Here is a 17537-nt window from a genome sequence, read left to right as displayed (position 1 = left end):
AACAAACAAATATACCTCTATACGCTTTTTAGTATAGAGGCCGATCCGCATGTAAGGTATAGACGGTTTTAGCCGCCATATGGACAAATGTAGGATCACTCGCCACATGGCTAGTGTAGAATGAACCCGCCTGAACTTCGCAGCTTGAATTGAACTTCGATCTTCAGATCGTCCTTGCCTGGCAGCCATTCCTTCTTCTTAGCCTGTTGCTTCCACACCTTGTTCTGCTTGCGGTACAAGGCCGTCTCCAAGTTCAGCAGATCATCCCCCCGCTCCAATCCTGCGAGGTATGTAGCGCGAACCTCATCTTCAATCTTGGCGGACACGATATCGATAATCTTCTGTTTGTTCAAATTCCCGCTTAATTCGGCAACCTCGCCCGTCATTCGTAGTCGGATCGTAAATACCGGCTTACCGCCTTCGATCTTGACTTTGATTTTGTTGCGGACGTCTTGAAGCGCGACCGTAGCCTTGCCTTCTTCCCGATCGTTGATCGGAATGAGATAGCGCGTAAAATGAGGATTCATCCACTTCACGCCGCTAATCTGCTCCAACTTATAATACCCGCTTGTTCCTTTATCCTTAATCGCGAATACGCCTTCAATGACCTGCATATTCTGAGTCTTCTTGTCCATGCGCCACGTATTGTCTTGAACGCCTACGGCCGGGAGAATGACCGTGGAAGCCTCCTCATTATACATGGCGACGAATCGCTGCATATTCAAGGGCATAATCACGTTCGAGCGCCTCATTTGTTCGGTCGGGCTATAGATGAGGCTCGTCGTCTGCGGCATCCCGAAGAAATTGTCCGTCGTAAAAATATCTACGATGTCGCCCCTCGTCCCGAATACCCAGGACGTATACCTTGCGACGCGCACCCGATTGAGCGCATCGAGAATCTCATCCATCTTGAGCATAGCCGGCTGGCGGACGATTACGGTCTTGAGCTGTTCGATGTTCATCTCCGTCTGAGACGTCTTGAGCAGTTCATTGTAGGCGCTGTAGAACGTTTCACCGTCGCCTTTACCGATCCACACATTCGAAGGCTGGCCCATCTTCCCCTCCGTCTTGGCCACGGAAGCAAAATCGATCATCTGCGCAATGACGATAAACTTACCGTCTTTGTAGTCGATGCCAAGGGCCGTTGCATACTCGACCGATTCCAGATTCGTTGAATCCCAGCAGCCGCATAGCGCAGCCAACAGCAAGGCGGCAATAAGAGGCTTGAGGAACAGGGCCTTAATCCCGCTCATGGAGAACCACCGCGTTTCGCCCGATCCCTCCAAGGCCATTGCAGCAGTATGGTGACCAGTTCCTTGGCGTTACGCATCTCCGAGAAACTGATGAACGGTCTGCCGAACGATTCGAGCGTGCACATGTACAAGAGGACCGAGAATAAAGCGATGAAGAAACCGAACAGCCCAAGTACGCACGAAACGAGCATGATGTACAACCTTAGAATCGTGACGCTTCCGTTGAGCGACTGATTAACCAGCGTGAACGTTGCGACCGCGGTTACCGCCGAAGCGACCAGCATCGTCGGCGACGTGAGTCCCGCCCGAATGGCCGCATCCCCTACGATAAGCCCGCCGACGACGCTCACCGTCTGACCGACAGGACGCGGCAGCCGAACGCCCGCTTCGCGGAACAGTTCGAACATCAGCATCATCAGGAACAGCTCCAGCTGGGAGCTGATGGGCAGCCCGTTTCGCGAGATCGTCACCGTTGCCAACAGCGGAAGCGGAATCTGATCCGTATTGAAGGCGCATAGCGCGATCCAGAAGCCCGGCAAGCTTATGGCAAGCGCGAGCCCGATCAACCGCAGGATGCGTTCGAACGCGACATAGTAGAACGGAAGATGCGAATCCTCCGGCGATTTGATCAAGTGCGCCATATTGACGGGAGCGACGAGCGCTGCCGGAGATCCGTCGACCAGGATCGCGAACCGGCGGTTCATCAGCGACTGCACGACGTAATCGGGCCTGCCCGTGTAATTAATGAGCGGCAATAAGGAGAGCGACTTATCCGAGATGATCTCCTCCAGCTCTCCCGCTCCTTGCAGCGTAGCGATATCCAGCCCCTTCAGTCTCCGCCGCGCTTCATCGACGACGTCGGGCGGCGCCAGGCTTTTCATATACATCAGTCGAACGGATGTCTTCGAGGTTGTTCCTATGACGAAGCTCTCCACGTGCAGATCAGGGGTACGGAGCCGCTTGCGGATTAAGGCACAATTGACGTCGATCGCTTCGATGAATCCGTCGCGGGGGCCTTTCAGCGAGACCTCCATCGTCGATTCTTCCGGCGTACGGTTCGGCTGATCGGCAATATTGTAGACGTAGAACCGGTTGCTGTGATGCCGCCATAAGACCAAGTTCCCGCTGAATACGGCTTCGAACAAATACTCTCCTTCTTCGCCGGGTTCCATAACCGACATCAGCGGCGTGTTATGCTTCTCGGGCACAAGGCCGTCATGTTCCAGCATGATCGTCTGCAGGAGCTGCCGGCTTAACATGCCCTCGCAGTAGAGGATCGTCAGCGCTTGATCAGGATCGTCCTCATCCCGTACGGACAGATAGACATCCGCGCAACCCCGAAACTTTTCCCTAATCCATTCAGCTCGTCGCGTTATTGCCGCTTGCTCGATCATCAGCTACTCCCTCCTTGATCTTCCTGGAATGCGATAGCAGCCACAGCAGGAAGGTAACCGCACCTAATATGAATACATCCGCGATGAAGATGATTTTCGTAAAGCTCATATAGTTGAAGTTGTAGTGAGACAGCACCTGAAGCACGACGACGTAGATCAGGCATAGCGAAGCCAGCAAGACAGCACGCCGGGATTTTCGCCGGACGGGAAGCAGATCAAGAACGATAAACAGCGGCAGCGATATGCGAATGAACGCTCCGGATAACCACTGAAAAATGGCGAAGAAGTCCAAGTGCTCGATATATTTGCCGATCGTCACCAATCGCCACTGCGCAAAAGCCGGGTAACGGAGCTTGGCAGCCTCAATAGGACCAAATTCGGTCACGGCCCCAATCGCCGGGCCAAGCGTAAGCAGCGCAACGAAGAATAGCAGCAAGAGCATATACCGCCGCTTCAACTCCCCGCGAAGATGATGTTGGATGAGCAGCAGCAAGGAAAGCTCCAGAAGCGATCCGACGGAGAACAAGGTAGCCCGAATCAACCCCCCCGGCCCATTCTCCAAGATCGGCAGCAGGTAGCTGTAATCCTTATCCGGCATATTGGCGGTCATGACGAAATCGCCGAGCACCACAACGCTGGGCAGCAAAAGGCAGGAGATGAGCACCAGCGCCTGCAGACCGCTCCATGCCCCGTATGCGACCAAACCAATTAAACAGAGCTGCAGCACCAAAGGCGGCGTAGCAGGCAAATACGTGGTCGACGTCCAGTCGACCGTCTCCGTAAAGGTCTGGAAGCTCAGCATGAGGAGCAACAGCAGCATGGGGAGCAATAGTATCCATGCAACCGGCTTGGAGAGCTTGCTGGAGATAAGATCGGTCAGACGACTATATTTCGTCCGTTTCATCGTGCCATGAATGATGAACAGCAGCCACGGCATAATGATGACGAATGATAGCGGCGAGCTCAGCCACGCGTCGCGTCCGGCTTCATCCAGAATGACAGGCAGCAAGATCACGTGATTGGACAGCCCAACCGAGAGCCCCAGCATCATAAATAAGGGCCACTTCCCAACCGCCGCTGATTTCATGCTTGCTCGCCCTCCCCAGATTCATTTCCCAAAGGTTTCCCTCTCACCGTCCAACTCATGCATCTTCTTCCATGCATAAAATTGGCCTCCGCTTGGAACGATGTGAATCAGAGCTTTGATTGACAAATTCCGTAAAGGCAGGCGCGCTATGGCAAATCCGATATCGACCTCCATCGAGGTGAACGCCCGCATCATGCAGCATACGTTCAACGCATGCAGCGATCTGCGCATCGTTCCTTGGCAATTCGGTCCTCGGATGAAATCCAGAGCTTTCTCCATCTACTTCGATACCATCGTTCTGGATAAAAAGGCGAGCTACTTCCGCCAGACCTTGCAGGACTTGCTGCCAACCCAGCTTGGTTCCGGCGAAGAAGTGACGCCGAGCATGATTGCCACTTACTTCAGCAATCACGTCAGCACGGAGCATTCCGCTACTTTAGTCGCCGATCTCGAGCATGCGACCAGCCTGATCCTAAGCGGCAGCCTCGTCATCTTCATCGACGGATGGGACCGGGCGATCAGCTACAAGGCGGGCGATCTTCCGACCAGACAAGTCGGAGAACCGGTGTCCGAACCAGTCGTTCAAGGCCCGCGTGAAGCCACCGTCGAGCAGATGAAGATCAATATCGGCATGATCCGAGGACGCGTGCAAAGCCCCCAGTTCAAAATCCATTACATGCGCGGGGGCGGATTATCGCGGACCATGCTGGCTTACGGGTATGTGGAAGGCACCGTCGATCCGAATGTGTTAAGCGAGTTCCAGACCCGGATGAAGGCCGTCAAGGAAGGTGACGTGTTAGAGACGTCCTATGTCGAGAGCCTCATCGAGGACAGCACTTGGTCGCCCTTTCCGCAATTTCGGTATACCGAACGAACCGACGTGGCCGCTGCCGCAGTTTTAGGCGGTAAAATTGCCGTCTTCGTGGAAGGAACCGGCAGCATTCTCATCTGTCCAGGCTTGTTCTTCGAGCTGCTGCAATCCAGCGAGGATTATTATCAACGCACCTTGGTGGCGAATATGATCCGTTGGATGCGAATGATCGCGTTCTTCCTGGCGCTCGTCCTGCCCAGCCTGTATATTGCGCTCTCGACCTTCCATACCGAACTGATCCCTACGGTACTGCTGCTTGCCGTGCTGGATTCCAGAGAAGGCATTCCATTCCCGGCCTTCGTCGAAGCCGTTATCATGGTGTTCTTCTTCGAGTTGCTCCGGGAAGCCGGGATCCGGCTGCCTAGACCCGTCGGCTCCGCGGTCAGCATCGTCGGAGCGCTCGTCGTGGGCGAAGCGGCGATCAATGCCGGCATCGCTTCCCCGATCATGGTCGTCGTCATTGCACTGACCGGGATTGCCTCCTTCTCGCTGCCGCAATACAACATGGCTATCTCGCTGCGACTTCTTCAACTGCCGCTGATGGGCTTCGCCGCCCTGCTCGGCGGCTTCGGGCTGATGATTGGCTATCTGCTGATCTGGAATCATCTCATCCGGCTCAAATCGCTCGGCGTCCCTTACCTGCAGCCGGTCGCACCGTGGATCGGCAAACAGAATCGAGATACGCTGCTGCGCAAGCCGCTGAAGACCATGTTCAAGCAAACCAAGTATCCATCAGCCAACAATCAATCTTCATCAGACGGATAAGGAAGTGGATGCTATGCCTGCTAGGGGAGCCGGCCAGCATTGTGCCGCGCCTAGAACTTCAGCTCGGATAACCGCGCTTGCACTGGTCTTCGCTGCCTTCTTGTTGATGACCGGATGCGGCGATCAGGCGGAGCTGACGGAACGCGCCTTCGTCGTCGGCGCGGCGCTCGATGCAACCGATGACGGTAAGCTGCTGCTGACGCTGCAGGTGTATAAACCTTCCCAATCCGTCGCGGCCAAAGGCAAGAACGGCAAGCCTTACGTGAATGTGAAGACGAGCGGCCGTACCGTAATCGAAGCGATTCGCGATATCACGATTCACTTGGGACGCAAAGCGCAGTTCAGCCATATGCGGGCGATTCTCGTGAGCGACAAGCTTGCGCGACAGGGCAATCTGGACAAAATTCTGGATGTTTTCTATCGGGATAACGAGCCGCGGCTCACCTGCAGCGTCATTATTACCCGCGGCGAGGCAGGGCGTTATTTGGACGTGGCGCCCTTAATCGAAAGCACGATCAGCCAGCAATATTATTTGACGGAACGGACGACGACGCGCTTCAGCGGCAAGTCGGTCCATATGAGTCTGCTGAAGCTTGCGATTCAATTGCGCAAAGCCGCCGGGACTGCTACCTTGCCCTACCTGAATTTCAGTACCGGCGATCAGACGACGACAAAGCCGAGCATGGCTGGTGTGGCGATTATTCAAGGCGGTAAAATGGTCGACAAGATGCTTGGTTTTGATAGCGAAGGGTTGTTGCTGCTCAAGAATGCTTATCGGGGCGGCATGATCGAGGTGGCCTGCCCATCGGGCGATGGCCAGGAATCGGTGGAAATTCTAGACGTGGATACGTCCAAAAAAATATCGGTGACGGATGAGAACGTGAATGTCGAATATCGAATGCGGGTCGATGTCGCCGCGATGGAACTAACCTGCAGCAGCATCATGGGGAGCTCGGACGAGAAAGCGCTCGGCGAGAGCATTGCCAAGCAGGTGGAGAGCCATGCCATGAGCGCGTTCACTCATCTTCAGCGCTCCAAATCCGATGCGGTCGATATCGGCAATACGATTTACAAGTACCACCCATCGGTTTGGCGCCGTTTGAAGGCCGATTGGCCAGAGCGATTCGCCCAGGCTGACGTCCGTTTTAACGTTGAAGTCGTGTTTGTCTCCCATGGCACTTCGGGCGGCAAGCCATTCTTATCTGGACCGCAGGAATAAGCTTACACGATGCAAGGGGAAGGAGCAGGCTATGCCAATTGCCATTGCGGCCGTCTGGCTTATCGTCATGATCATGCTCGATCTGTGGGATGGCTTGCGGGAAGGACCCCGTCCGACCCGGGTGAAAGCCGTCTACGTCATCTTGCTTACCATGATCCTCTATCAGGCGGTCATCACTTTCGGCCGCTTGCATTGGCCGGGTTTCTATGAACTTGCATATGCCATTTTCGGACCAATAGGAGGCGCCATCGTGCGTGCATTAGGCGGGAAGGGGTGAGGAAAAATGCGCGGATATATGACATCGAATCAGGCTGCATGGCTGCTGTTCGTCTTTTTGACGAGCTCCTCGATCATTAATATTCCCGCGCCGCTGATCAGCTACGCCGGCAACATCGCCTGGCTGTCGCTGCCGATTGCGGCGACCTTCGGTCTGGCGCTGCTGTTGCTCCTTCTAAAGTTAGCCCGGCAGTACGCAGGCAAGAACCTGATTGAATACAGTCAAGCAACCATAGGATTCACGGCAACGATGGTGCTTGGTTTGGCTTTTCTGTACTATCAGGTGCATATGGCCTCGACGATCGTGCTCGATGTCGCGATGTTCATGCGCAGCTCCATGATGCGGAACACGCCCTCGTACTGGTTTATCTTCCTTCTCTTAACCGTGGCTGCGATCACCGTCCGCGCCGGGATCGACAAGTTCGCCGGGATGTTCCCGGTAATCATGGTCAGTGTCGTCGGATTTACGTCCCTCATCGTGTTGATGTCGATCAACAACTATGATGTCGGCAATCTGCTTCCGTTGATGCCGGACGGGGTCAAGCCGCTGCTGCACGGCGTTTATTTCACGATGGGAGTTCCTTACATCGAACTCACGTTATTCGGGATGCTGCTCCCGTTCATCGGCAACCCGGACGGCAAGCTTGGACGGAAGATGACGTTAAGTCTGATCTGCAATATGCTTGTCCTCATGCTCGTCACCATCGTCTCCTTGCTCGTATTCGGTCCTATCGCCGGCGACCGCAAATATTCGATGTTCGAGGTTGCCCGAACGGTCGAGGTTGCCGACGTGTTCCAGCGCATCGAGGCATTGATGGGGTATGCGGTCATCGCCGCAGCGTTCATGAAGACGACCATCGTGCTGTTCTCCGCCCACCAGACGCTGATCCATTTGCTCGTGCGCAAGGAAGATAAAATGCTCATCTATCCGCTTGCCGCACTCATGGCGATCGTCTCTTATTCCTCCCTTAGGGACGGCGAAGCTCATTGGATTCAGCTCATTACATCGGTCCACCCGCTGTGGGGCCTGACAAGCGCCGCGGCACCGCTGCTGCTCGTCGGTCTGATCGCTTGGCTTCGCGGCAAAAAAAAGCCTCCCTCAGCTGATCAGCAGGGAGGCTAAAGCGCTCGCGGCATATGTGCGATTCGGCTAGTTCCGGTCCATATGGTCTTCCGGCTGCGCGGCCTTAACCGTCAAGCCGCCGTCGACCATAAGGAGATGGCCGTTGATCTGCATGGCTTCATCGGAGGCCAGGAACACGACCGCATCGCCGATCTGGCGGGCGGTGCCGAGCCGTTTCATCGGGTTGGCTTCGATCTCCATCGCGCGGATTCGGTCATCGGCAAGGAAGTCGGTGCACATATCCGTGTCCACCGTGCTTGGGCCGACCGCGTTCACGTTGATGCCGAACTTACCTAGCTCAATCGCCATGCCTTTGGTCAGCATATGCGCAGCTGCCTTGGACGACTGATAATGCGGGATGACCGGGCTCGTCACCACTAGACTTGCGGTGGACAACACATTGACGATCTTGCCGGAGCTGCGTTCGATCATCGATGCCGCAGCCCGCTGCGAACACATGAAGACCGACTTGACATTCGTATTATACGTGCGGTCCCACGTCTCTTCCGTCACCTTCATGAACGGCTCGAACGGCGCTATGCCCGCATTGTTCACGAGAATTTCAACGCTTCCCAGCTGCTCCTCTACGGCGGCGAACATCCGCTCTACCTGCTCCTTGTTCCCTACGTCCGCTTGTACGACGATGGCATTCACGCCCGACTGCCGCGCTTGTTGTGCAACCGCTTCCGCTTTATCCCGGCTTGAATTCGAGGTGAAGTTAATCGCGACATGCGCGCCTTCCTCCGCCAACCGAATGACGATCGCCTCGCCAATCCCTCTGCTGCCGCCCGTAACGAGGGCAATCTTCCCTTTCAATCGATCCATTCCGCTCCATCCCTTCTGTTATTCGCACCTATAGTTATTATTTATGAGTTATCGGTAACTCCAAATTAACAGCCCTGTTCCTTGCTGTCAAGCCACAGGCACGTTATAGTGGAATGAGCTATTTCTCTATGGAATCGAGGTTATCGAATCATTCATGGTTACCATTTATGATATTGCACAAAAAGCGGGATGTTCGGCCATGACCGTTTCCCGCGTTATCAATAACACGGGCCGGATCAGTGAAGCGACCCGGCAGCGCATCCTTGCGATCATGAAGGAAATGAATTACGTCCCCAATGCGATGGCGCGCAGTCTCGTGAAACAAGAATCCCGGTTGTTGTCGCTGCTCATCCCCGATCTAACCAATCCTTTCTATACTTCGCTCGCCCGCGGCGCTGAAGATGCGGCCCGGGATCTGGGCTATCGGCTTCTGCTCGGCAATGGTGATGAGGATCTTGCCAAGGAGAAGGAATATATCGAGACCGTGCTGTCGGCACGCGTGGACGGCGTGCTGCTCACCCCAACCGGCGATCAGTCGCTCGCCCACTTGAAGAAGCTGGCGAAGCAGCGCATTCCGTTCGTCCTGCTCGACCGCGAGGTACCCGGCATGGGCAGCGATCAAATTCTAGGGGACAGCAGAGAAGGAACACGGATGTTGACCGATCATCTCGTGACGCTCGGCCACCGCCGCATTGCATTCCTCGGCGGCTCCCGTCTGGTGTCCACCGCACGTCTGCGGCTTGCCAGCTTCGAAGAGACGATGGCTGCGCATGGTCTCGCGCTGCCAGAGGGTTATCTTATCGAAGCAGACTATCGCATGAAGGAAATCGACCGGCAGATTACTGCCTTGCTAGCGATGCCCGAACCTCCTACCGCCTTGCTCGCCGCGAACAATTTCCTCGCGCTGCGCGCAATCCGAGCGCTTCGCTCGCTGGGCAAGCGTGTCCCGGATGATCTGTCGGTCGTCTGCTTCGACGAGTTGGAGGCCGGCTTTGTCGTCGACCCGTTCATGACCGTCGCCGCCCAGCCTTCCTACGATTTCGGCGTAATGGGCATCCGCATGCTCGTGGACCGGATTCAACAGAAGGCGCCGGAGAGCTGGCGCAAGGTCGTGTTGCCGCCAGTGCTGCATGTGCGAAAGTCGAGCGGGCCACCCGCTTCCCTGTGAGTGGACCAAGGGCTGCGCCCTTTGGAATCCCGCCTTGGGGAGGGCTAGGGGCTTCGCCCCTTGAAAACCCCTTGGGGAGAGCATTGGGCTGTGCCCCTTGAAACCCCTTGTTTATCCTCGCCCCTTCCCCCTCCATTGGAGGGGAACCAGAGGGCCCCGTCCCTCTGGACACCCTGAATTGGCGTGGTTTGTTACGCGGCCGTCTTCGATGTGTCCTTTCGCGCGGGGCCCGCTTTGGTCGGCTTGACGGATTGCTTGATGCAAACCGTCAAGCCGACCAAGCTCTGGGTTTGAGCTTCGTTCATTACGTTGTTGCCTTGGGGTGGGGACCTGCCGCTTGGTGCGGCATGATGCTATTGCGAGCTGATCCTCGCTTGACGTCCACTTTGTGGACACGCTTACCTTTTTGCTGCGTGCGGTTGTTTCCCCCTCTCCTTCACCTGATCGATACTTCCATGCGAATAGCCCCGTCCGCCTTATCGGCAGCGGGGCTAGTTTTATAACATTTTGAGGATCGCTTGGGGAATGAACTCCAGCGATGCTTGTTTTTCGACCGCTCCTAATTCGAAGGCGACTTTCGGCATGCCGTATACGACCGACGACTGCTCGTTCTGACCGATTGTTCGAGCGCCTTTGCGTCGCATGTTGAGCAAGCCTTTGGCGCCGTCATAGCCCATTCCCGTCATAATGACGCCCACGCAGTCGTTGCCGGCCGTCTTCGCGGCCGATTCGAAGAGGACATCGACGGACGGGCAATGACCGTTCACCTTTTCGCCCTCGAAGCAATCCACCCGGTAGACGCCGCCGACCTTCTTCACCCGCATATGGCGGTCGCCTGGCGCAATCAGTACCCGTCCTGGCCTGACCTCGTCATTGGTCGCCGCTTCCTTCACTTCGAAGGCCGTCATCTGGTTGAGCCGTTCCGCGAACATACGCGAGAATCCGGGAGGAATATGCTGCACGACCACGATCCCGGGCACCGACGCCGGCAGATGCTTAAGCACGTGATGGATGGCCTCCGTGCCGCCAGTCGACGCGCCGATGGCGATGAGCTGCCGGGTTGCGGCTCCCACTGGAATAGTTGGCGCAGCAGTCTCTATGGGCTCTACTGTCCTGCGCTGCGCCGGGGGAGGCACGACCTTGGCTGCGGCTGCCGCCTTGATCGCCGCGATGAGCGCGTGAATGAATGTCTCTACGCTGCGGGTCGATTGCGGATCCGGCTTCTTGACGAATTCGACCGCGCCGGCCATCATCGCCTCGCTCACTGCTTGATTCGCGCTGCTGACGATGACGACCGGCAGCTGGACTTGCGGCAGCAGCCTGCGGATAAACTCGATGCCGTTCATCCGCGGCATCTCCACATCGCATGTCATGACATCAGGCCTCAGCGCGATCAGCTTGTCCCTGGCTTCGAATGGATCGCCGGCCGTCCCGACAACCTCGATCTGGTCGTCCGCAGCGATCGCGCGCGCAATGACCTCCCGAAAAATCATGGAATCGTCAACGACCAATACTCGGATGGCTCGTTTCACGCTGAATACGGCTCCTTCCTCTTGCGTACTAGAACGGCTTGCGATAAATCGCCGGCCGTACATATTGAAACGGGGATTCGTTCCGGTCGATGGATTCCGAGTGGCCGATGAACAGATAACCGCCGGGTTCCATCATTTCGTAATATTTGTTCACCAAATTATTCTTGGTCGGTCCGTCGAAATAAATCATCACATTCCGGCAAAAGATCGTGTGAAATTTCCGTTTGAACGGGAAAACGGGGTCCATCAGATTAAACTTCCTGAAGACGACTTCCCGCTGCAGCTTCGAATCGACAACCGCCTGCTCCGCATTGAGCTTACGGAAATAGCCGCTCTTCCACCCCGCCGGGATGGTCTGGATCGATTCCAGGCTGTAAATCCCCTTCTGCGCGGTCTCGAGCACGCGGCTGGAGATATCGGTGGCCAGCACCTTCGTATCCCATTGCGGTTTCTGTGCGCCGAAGAACTCGTCGATAATCATCGCCAGCGTATAGGGCTCTTCGCCGGAAGAGCAGCCTGCGCTCCAGATCCGAAGGTCCTTCTCTTTCACCGTCTTCACCAAGTACGGCAGCACCTGGCTTTTGAAAAAATGAAAATGCTCCGTCTCCCGCATGAAGAATGTATGGTTGGTCGTAATTTTATCCACCAAGCCTCTGGCTGCGGCACCGGTCCGATCCGAAGTGACATATTTCATATATTCGGTAAAAGTCGCGAACCCCTTCTCGGTCAGCACATGCTGCAGCCGCCCGAGAACGAGCGGACGCTTCTCATCCTTCAAGTGTATCCCGTAATGCGCCTTCACATAGTCGGCCAGCTGCTTGAATTCTTGATCCGTAATGGCTGCCATCGGCTAATACCTGTTAGTATTTGCCGAATTCGTTATCGCTAAGAGCGATCTTCGACCAAGCCCCTTGGGAATCATGCGAATCGCGGGCCGGCTCCTTCGGCATCTTCTCGCCCATTGTCTCGAGCATGCGAAGTACGGCAGGGCTGAACTCATCGAATTTGCCGAATCCGTTATTGCCTTGCTTGAGCGTAAAGCGGCTGACCATTTCCTTCAGCATGCCTGCTTGGCTCGACAGCTCTTCGCTTGCTGCCGCGCTCTCTTCACTCGTCGCCGAGTTCGTCTGAATAACCTGCGATACCTGCATAATGCCTTGGTTGATCTGGGCAATGCCGGAAGCCTGCTCATTCGAAGCGATCGCGATATTCCCGACCAGCTGCGCAACCTTCTCGATGCCGCTCACCAATTGAGACAGTTCTTCAGCGGTATCGCGGGCAATCTTCGTACCGGATTCCGCCTTCTTGATCGAACCTTCGATCATGTCGGTCGTTTCTTTGGCAGCGCCTGCAGAGCGGGCAGCCAGATTGCGCACTTCCTCGGCAACGACGGCGAATCCTTTGCCATGTTGACCGGCACGCGCTGCTTCAACGGCTGCATTGAGCGCCAGAATATTCGTCTGGAATGCAATCTCGTCGATGACTTTAATGATTTTGGAGATACTCGCCGACGCATCGTTGATCTGCTCCATGGCGCTGAGCATATTCTGCATCTGCTGATTGCCATTGACCGCATTCGCCTTCAGCGTCTCAGCCAGCTCATTAGCATTGCCAGCGTTCTGCGCATTCAGATTCGTCTGCGAGGAGATTTCCTCCAGGGAAGCCGACAACTCCTCTACCGCGCTCGCCTGCTCAGTGGCGCCTTGCGACAGGGCTATGCTAGAAGCGGAGACTTGGCTGGAGCCCGAAGCGACCTGTTCTGCGGAAGAACTAATGCCCGCCATGACATCGTTCATGTTGCGAACCAGTTCTTGTAGCTTGCGGCCAAGCAGGTCCTGCTCGGAACGAACATGAACGTTGACCGTCAGATCTCCTGCCGCGATACGCTCGGCTGTCTGCGCTTGCTCGCGGATATTCGTAATCATGGCCGCGAAGGCCTCCATCAGCATACCGATCTCGTCTTGCGACGTTGCCTTGACGTTGGCGCTCACATCGCCGACTGCCAGACGGTCGGCCGCTTCCGTTAGCGTGCGGAGCGGACGGATAATGCTGTTAATGATGAGCATGCTTACGACCAATGTAATGATGACCGCCAGGACGATCACGACAATCAGGATCGTTCGGGTATTGGCGTACACATCGTCCCCCAGTTTGCTTGCTTCGTCCGCGTGGGATTGATTATAGGTCACAATATTAAGCAGTTCATTGGAGACCTTGTCGAACAAGGCCTTCGAATCACTCTCCATGCGCTCAATTGCAGCCGCGTTCTTCATCTGCGTGCTGAGCCCAAGCACTTCTCCGCTTATTTTCTCGTAGGACAGCCAATCTGTCTTGAACGTATTGAACTTCTCCCTGTCTTCCTCTATTCGGATGGTCGTCTCATATTGATGCATCATATCCTGTATAGCCGCTTTCTGAATGTCCACTTCTTTGAGCAGATTCGCCAGCGTTTGCTGATCGCCCGAAATAATATGGCGGTATTCCAAATTGCGAAAATCGGACGTCATCGTGTTCAACGCATTCGCCGCATTCACCCCTGGCAGCCATTCTTCACTAATCACCGTGGATTGTTCGTTGACTTTGTTTAATGAATAGATTGCATAACTGCCGATCAGCACGAGCAGCAGCAGCACGAAGCCGAAGCTGACTAGCAGCCGATTCTTGACGGTAAGTTTCATGATGAATGTTCCTCCTCGTTGTTGTCCCATGATGTATGTTGTAGTGAACATGCTACGTCAGCGCAGTCAGATTCGTAACATCCTGCTCCTGCAGCAGCTTCGCGCAGTCCAGAATGAGCTTCACCTCATCGCCGGACTTGCCGATCCCCTTAATATATTTGTTGCGGTGACTCTGTCCGAGCTCCGTGGGACTGACGATCTCCGATTCCGGAATGGCCAGCACTTCGGAGACACTATCGACGATCAGCCCGATCGTAATGTCCTCGATCTCGATCACGATAACGCATGTCCGGTCGTTGTATTCGCGGAACGGCTTCTTGAAGCGCAGCCGGACGTCCATGACCGGGATGATTTTTCCCCTCAGGTTGATAATGCCCTGCATATAATCCGGCAGCTCCGGCACGATCGTCACCGGCTGCAAGCCGATGATCTCGATCACGTATTTGATCTCAATGCCGTAAGACTCGTTCACCAGCTTGAAGGTCAGATACTTCCCTCGCTGCGTATCCTCTTCGTACATGTCGTATTGCTCTTCCTCATGCGACATTCTCCACATGCTCCTTCCATCTTAATCTGTCCATGTTGTTATCCGCGTGCAGACAATGCCCCTGGGTCCAAAATCAAGCTGATGCTTCCGTCTCCCAACAGCGTGCAGCCTGCAAGGCCTTGTATGTTGCGCATGCGTTTGATATATTCCGGCAGCGCTTTGACGACGACCTGCTGCTGGCCGATCAGTTCGTCCGCGAACAGGCAGAACGCTTGGTCATCGTGCTGCGTCATGATCAGGATGCCTTCATGGAACTGCGTCGTATCCGACTTCACCCCGTATAACCGGTGGAGCCGCAGGATCGGATAACATTGTCCCCGGACCATAATCATCTCGCGGTCATCCGGATCGCGGATAATGTCCCGCTCCTTCGGTCGGAACGATTCGACGATCGCATTCGTCGGTATCGTATAGCGCGAGGTGCCGACACGCATCGTCATTCCGTCGATGATCGCAAGGGTGAGCTGAATTTTGAGCGTAATCGTCGTGCCGCTTCCTTCCGCACTGTCAACGGAAATACTGCCTCCGATGGCGCTGATATTCTGGGAGACGACATCCATTCCGACTCCCCGTCCGCTATATTCCGAGATCGCTTCCTTAGTGGAGAAGCCCGGCAGGAAGATGAGGCCGAAAATTTCTTTGTCGGTCATCTCCTCTTCCGGTTTGGTCAAGAGGCCGTTCTTCCTCGCCTTCTCGAGCAGCTTCTCCTTCGACAGTCCTTTGCCATCGTCCTTGATGATCACGTAGACGTCGCCGCCCGCATTCTTCGCTTCAAGCGTGACGACGCCGGCTCTTGCCTTGCCTGCCGCATCGCGGTGCTCGGGCAATTCGATCCCGTGGTCGATCGAATTGCGGATAAGATGCATGAGCGGATCCGAGATATGCTGGATCACGTTCTTGTCGACTTCGGTTTCTTCGCCGATCAGCTTCAGCTGCACTTCTTTGCCCAAATTTTTGCACATGTCCCGGACGATGCGGTGCATCTTCTGGAAGGTTGCGGACAGCGGCACCATGCGGATGGACATGACGACATCTTGCAGCTCGCTCGTAATTTTGTGCAGCAGCTGCGCCGCTTTATGGAATCGGTCCAGCTGAAGACCCTGCAGATCCGGATTCTGCGTTACCATCGCTTCGGCGATAACCATCTCCCCGACGAGATCCATCAGCCTGTCCAGCTTCTCGATATTGACGCTGATCAAGCTTTGTCCCGCCGGTGAGCTATGATCGGATGTTTCCTTCTTAGGCGTCTTCGCCTTCGGTTTCTGTGTATCTGGTTTCTGTGTATCTGGCTTCTGCGCTTCGGCTTCTGGCTTGCCGGATGATGGGACCGTTACTTCTGGCGATGGCTTGGTTAGTTGGTCTGAGCCGGCCTCTTGAGTTGCGCATAATGTCTCGTCAAGCTGCTCCGGCTCTTGTTCCAGCTTCAATTCGGATAGGAACAACGTATCTTCGAATAGTTTGGCGATGCGCTCATACGATTCGTTCGTCTTGAACGTGACGGTAAACCCCTGTTCGCGAATGAACGGGATGCTCGCTTCGTTCTCTACGTAATCTTCCGGATCGCATGCGATCCCCCAGGCGATTTGTTTCAAGGCATGCACGACGCCGAATGCCCGGATATTCTCCATCTCGCAACCATCCTCGAACCTCAGGTTGGCTTTATATTCGGTCTGAGGGCGGTTCTCCCGGATGACGCTCAGCGTTAGACTGCGCAGGAAAAGCGTATCGCTAATCCGGTTATGCACCACATCGTACGGCTCCGAAGATTGGAAGCGTATCGCGAAACCTTGCTTCCGAATCGTCTGGATGCTCGCCTCGTTCTCGATATAATCGGGCGGGTCGCAGACCATGTCGCTTGCGAGCTCTTGCAAGCTATGTACGATGCCGTAAGCCCGTACATTCTCCATCTCGCACCCGTCTTCGAAATGAATCGTCGCCTCGTAGCCGAGCCGATGCGCAACCGTCCGCGTTCGGACCGAAACCGACCGATTCAGCTCCCACTCCGCTTCGTGCGCCTGCTCGAGCTTCGTCATCGTCTCTTCCGGCCCAGTGTCTTGTGCCGGAGGTTTCGCATTCGTCCCCTTTACAGCCGCAAGGAACTGATTGATCGTCTCGATCAGTCCGGAAGCGTCGCCGTCGACCGGCTCCTTCGATTTGATTTTGTGCAGCTCGACTTTGATGAAGTCGATGCCCTCCAATACTAGATCGGACAGGGTCGAGTAGTCGACCTCCTCCGGCTTGTTCTCGCGCAGGAAGAAGAAGAGATCTTCCAGCGAATGGGAGAGCGTTGCGATACTCGTATAGAACATCATGGCAGATGAGCCTTTTATCGTATGCATATTGCGCAAAATCTCATTGACGGCCGACGGTACGAACCCGTTGGCTTCGCAGAGCACGATCTCTTGCTCCAACTGCTCGATATTTTGCGTCGTTTCATAGATGAACATTTCTACCATTTGTTCGGTGATGTAATGATTCGACAATACAATCCCCTCACTCTTGTTGATGTTGCTGATAGGCTTAGCATCGGAAAATAATCGACATTGTGTTAGATAACGGGAGGTGGGAATTTTCGCCTTCCCCCTTTGCCCCCCTACTCTACTGATTCCAACCTTTAAGACAAACCTTACTGACAGCAACCTTCTTCACTCGCCTCTTACTTTTTCCCTCGCCCCTTCCTTGAGATCACCTCGCCCCTTCCCCCTCCATTGGAGGGTAACAAGAGGGTCATCACCCAAGCTTATGCTTCCGAAGTGAGTTTTCCATTGGAAAACTCTTAGACTCCGATAATCTGCGTGA

General features: G+C 55.1%; 14 protein-coding genes. 5 read left to right on the top strand and 9 right to left on the bottom strand.

Annotated elements, in window-relative coordinates; genetic code table 11:
* Positions 1 to 110: 110 nt before the first annotated feature.
* From FHS18_RS09225 to FHS18_RS09215, 3 genes are read right to left on the bottom strand one after another with little or no spacing between them, the layout of a single operon-like run.
* The gene (locus tag FHS18_RS09225) at positions 111 to 1253 is read right to left on the bottom strand and encodes a Ger(x)C family spore germination protein (RefSeq protein ID WP_183599276.1); all 1143 of its coding nucleotides are present in this window, start codon (positions 1251 to 1253) and stop codon (positions 111 to 113) included.
* Positions 1250 to 2647: a spore germination protein gene (locus tag FHS18_RS09220; RefSeq protein WP_183599274.1), complete on the bottom strand. Its 1398-nt coding sequence runs from the start codon at positions 2645 to 2647 to the stop codon at positions 1250 to 1252. The genes FHS18_RS09225 and FHS18_RS09220 overlap by 4 nt, the downstream gene beginning before the upstream one ends.
* Positions 2613 to 3734: an endospore germination permease gene (locus FHS18_RS09215; RefSeq protein ID WP_183599272.1), complete on the bottom strand. Its 1122-nt coding sequence runs from the start codon at positions 3732 to 3734 to the stop codon at positions 2613 to 2615. The genes FHS18_RS09220 and FHS18_RS09215 overlap by 35 nt, the downstream gene beginning before the upstream one ends.
* A gap of 148 nt (positions 3735 to 3882) precedes the next feature.
* Between FHS18_RS09215 and FHS18_RS09210 the strand changes: the two genes are divergently transcribed.
* Genes FHS18_RS09210 through FHS18_RS09195 form a run of 4 tightly spaced genes read left to right on the top strand, consistent with a single transcriptional unit; the run spans position 3883 to position 7988 of the window.
* On the top strand, positions 3883 to 5370 hold the full coding sequence (locus FHS18_RS09210) for a spore germination protein (RefSeq protein WP_183599270.1): 1488 nt from the start codon (positions 3883 to 3885) through the stop codon (positions 5368 to 5370).
* 13 nt (positions 5371 to 5383) lie between these two features.
* Positions 5384 to 6589 carry a Ger(x)C family spore germination protein gene (locus FHS18_RS09205; RefSeq protein ID WP_183599268.1) on the top strand — a complete coding sequence of 402 codons (1206 nt, stop codon included), beginning with the start codon at positions 5384 to 5386 and terminating at the stop codon, positions 6587 to 6589.
* Positions 6590 to 6620: 31 nt separating this feature from the next.
* Entirely contained in the window at positions 6621 to 6866 is a 246-nt protein-coding gene (locus FHS18_RS09200) for a hypothetical protein (protein ID WP_183599258.1), read from the top strand.
* A 6-nt stretch (positions 6867 to 6872) separates the two neighbouring features.
* A complete protein-coding gene (locus FHS18_RS09195) occupies positions 6873 to 7988 on the top strand; it encodes a GerAB/ArcD/ProY family transporter (protein ID WP_183599257.1) in 1116 nt (371 codons plus the stop codon).
* A gap of 27 nt (positions 7989 to 8015) precedes the next feature.
* Here the strand turns inward: FHS18_RS09195 and FHS18_RS09190 are convergent, their stop codons facing one another.
* Entirely contained in the window at positions 8016 to 8813 is a 798-nt protein-coding gene (locus tag FHS18_RS09190) for an SDR family NAD(P)-dependent oxidoreductase (protein WP_183599254.1), read from the bottom strand.
* A 154-nt stretch (positions 8814 to 8967) separates the two neighbouring features.
* Here FHS18_RS09190 and FHS18_RS09185 point away from each other — a divergent pair, with 154 nt between their 5' ends.
* Positions 8968 to 9981 carry a LacI family DNA-binding transcriptional regulator gene (locus FHS18_RS09185; protein ID WP_183599252.1) on the top strand — a complete coding sequence of 338 codons (1014 nt, stop codon included), beginning with the start codon at positions 8968 to 8970 and terminating at the stop codon, positions 9979 to 9981.
* A 497-nt stretch (positions 9982 to 10478) separates the two neighbouring features.
* Here the strand turns inward: FHS18_RS09185 and FHS18_RS09180 are convergent, their stop codons facing one another.
* Genes FHS18_RS09180 through FHS18_RS09160 form a run of 5 tightly spaced genes read right to left on the bottom strand, consistent with a single transcriptional unit; the run spans position 10479 to position 17221 of the window.
* Positions 10479 to 11513: a protein-glutamate methylesterase/protein-glutamine glutaminase gene (locus tag FHS18_RS09180; protein ID WP_343060476.1), complete on the bottom strand. Its 1035-nt coding sequence runs from the start codon at positions 11511 to 11513 to the stop codon at positions 10479 to 10481.
* A 28-nt stretch (positions 11514 to 11541) separates the two neighbouring features.
* Positions 11542 to 12360 carry a CheR family methyltransferase gene (locus FHS18_RS09175; protein ID WP_183599248.1) on the bottom strand — a complete coding sequence of 273 codons (819 nt, stop codon included), beginning with the start codon at positions 12358 to 12360 and terminating at the stop codon, positions 11542 to 11544.
* Between the two features lie 13 nt (positions 12361 to 12373).
* Positions 12374 to 14191, bottom strand: coding sequence for a methyl-accepting chemotaxis protein (locus FHS18_RS09170; protein WP_221401253.1), 1818 nt, complete (start codon positions 14189 to 14191; stop codon positions 12374 to 12376).
* 52 nt (positions 14192 to 14243) lie between these two features.
* Positions 14244 to 14738, bottom strand: a complete 495-nt coding sequence (locus tag FHS18_RS09165; protein ID WP_183599246.1) for a chemotaxis protein CheW — start codon at positions 14736 to 14738, stop codon at positions 14244 to 14246.
* A 38-nt stretch (positions 14739 to 14776) separates the two neighbouring features.
* Positions 14777 to 17221: a chemotaxis protein CheA gene (locus FHS18_RS09160; protein WP_183599244.1), complete on the bottom strand. Its 2445-nt coding sequence runs from the start codon at positions 17219 to 17221 to the stop codon at positions 14777 to 14779.
* Between the last annotated feature and the right edge of the window lie 316 nt (positions 17222 to 17537).

It is taken from the genome of Paenibacillus phyllosphaerae, assembly GCF_014192105.1.
GTDB lineage: Bacteria > Bacillota > Bacilli > Paenibacillales > Paenibacillaceae > Paenibacillus_Z > Paenibacillus_Z phyllosphaerae.
Note: the sequence above shows the minus strand (reverse complement) of the source record. Positions and strands in the feature narration are given on the sequence as shown.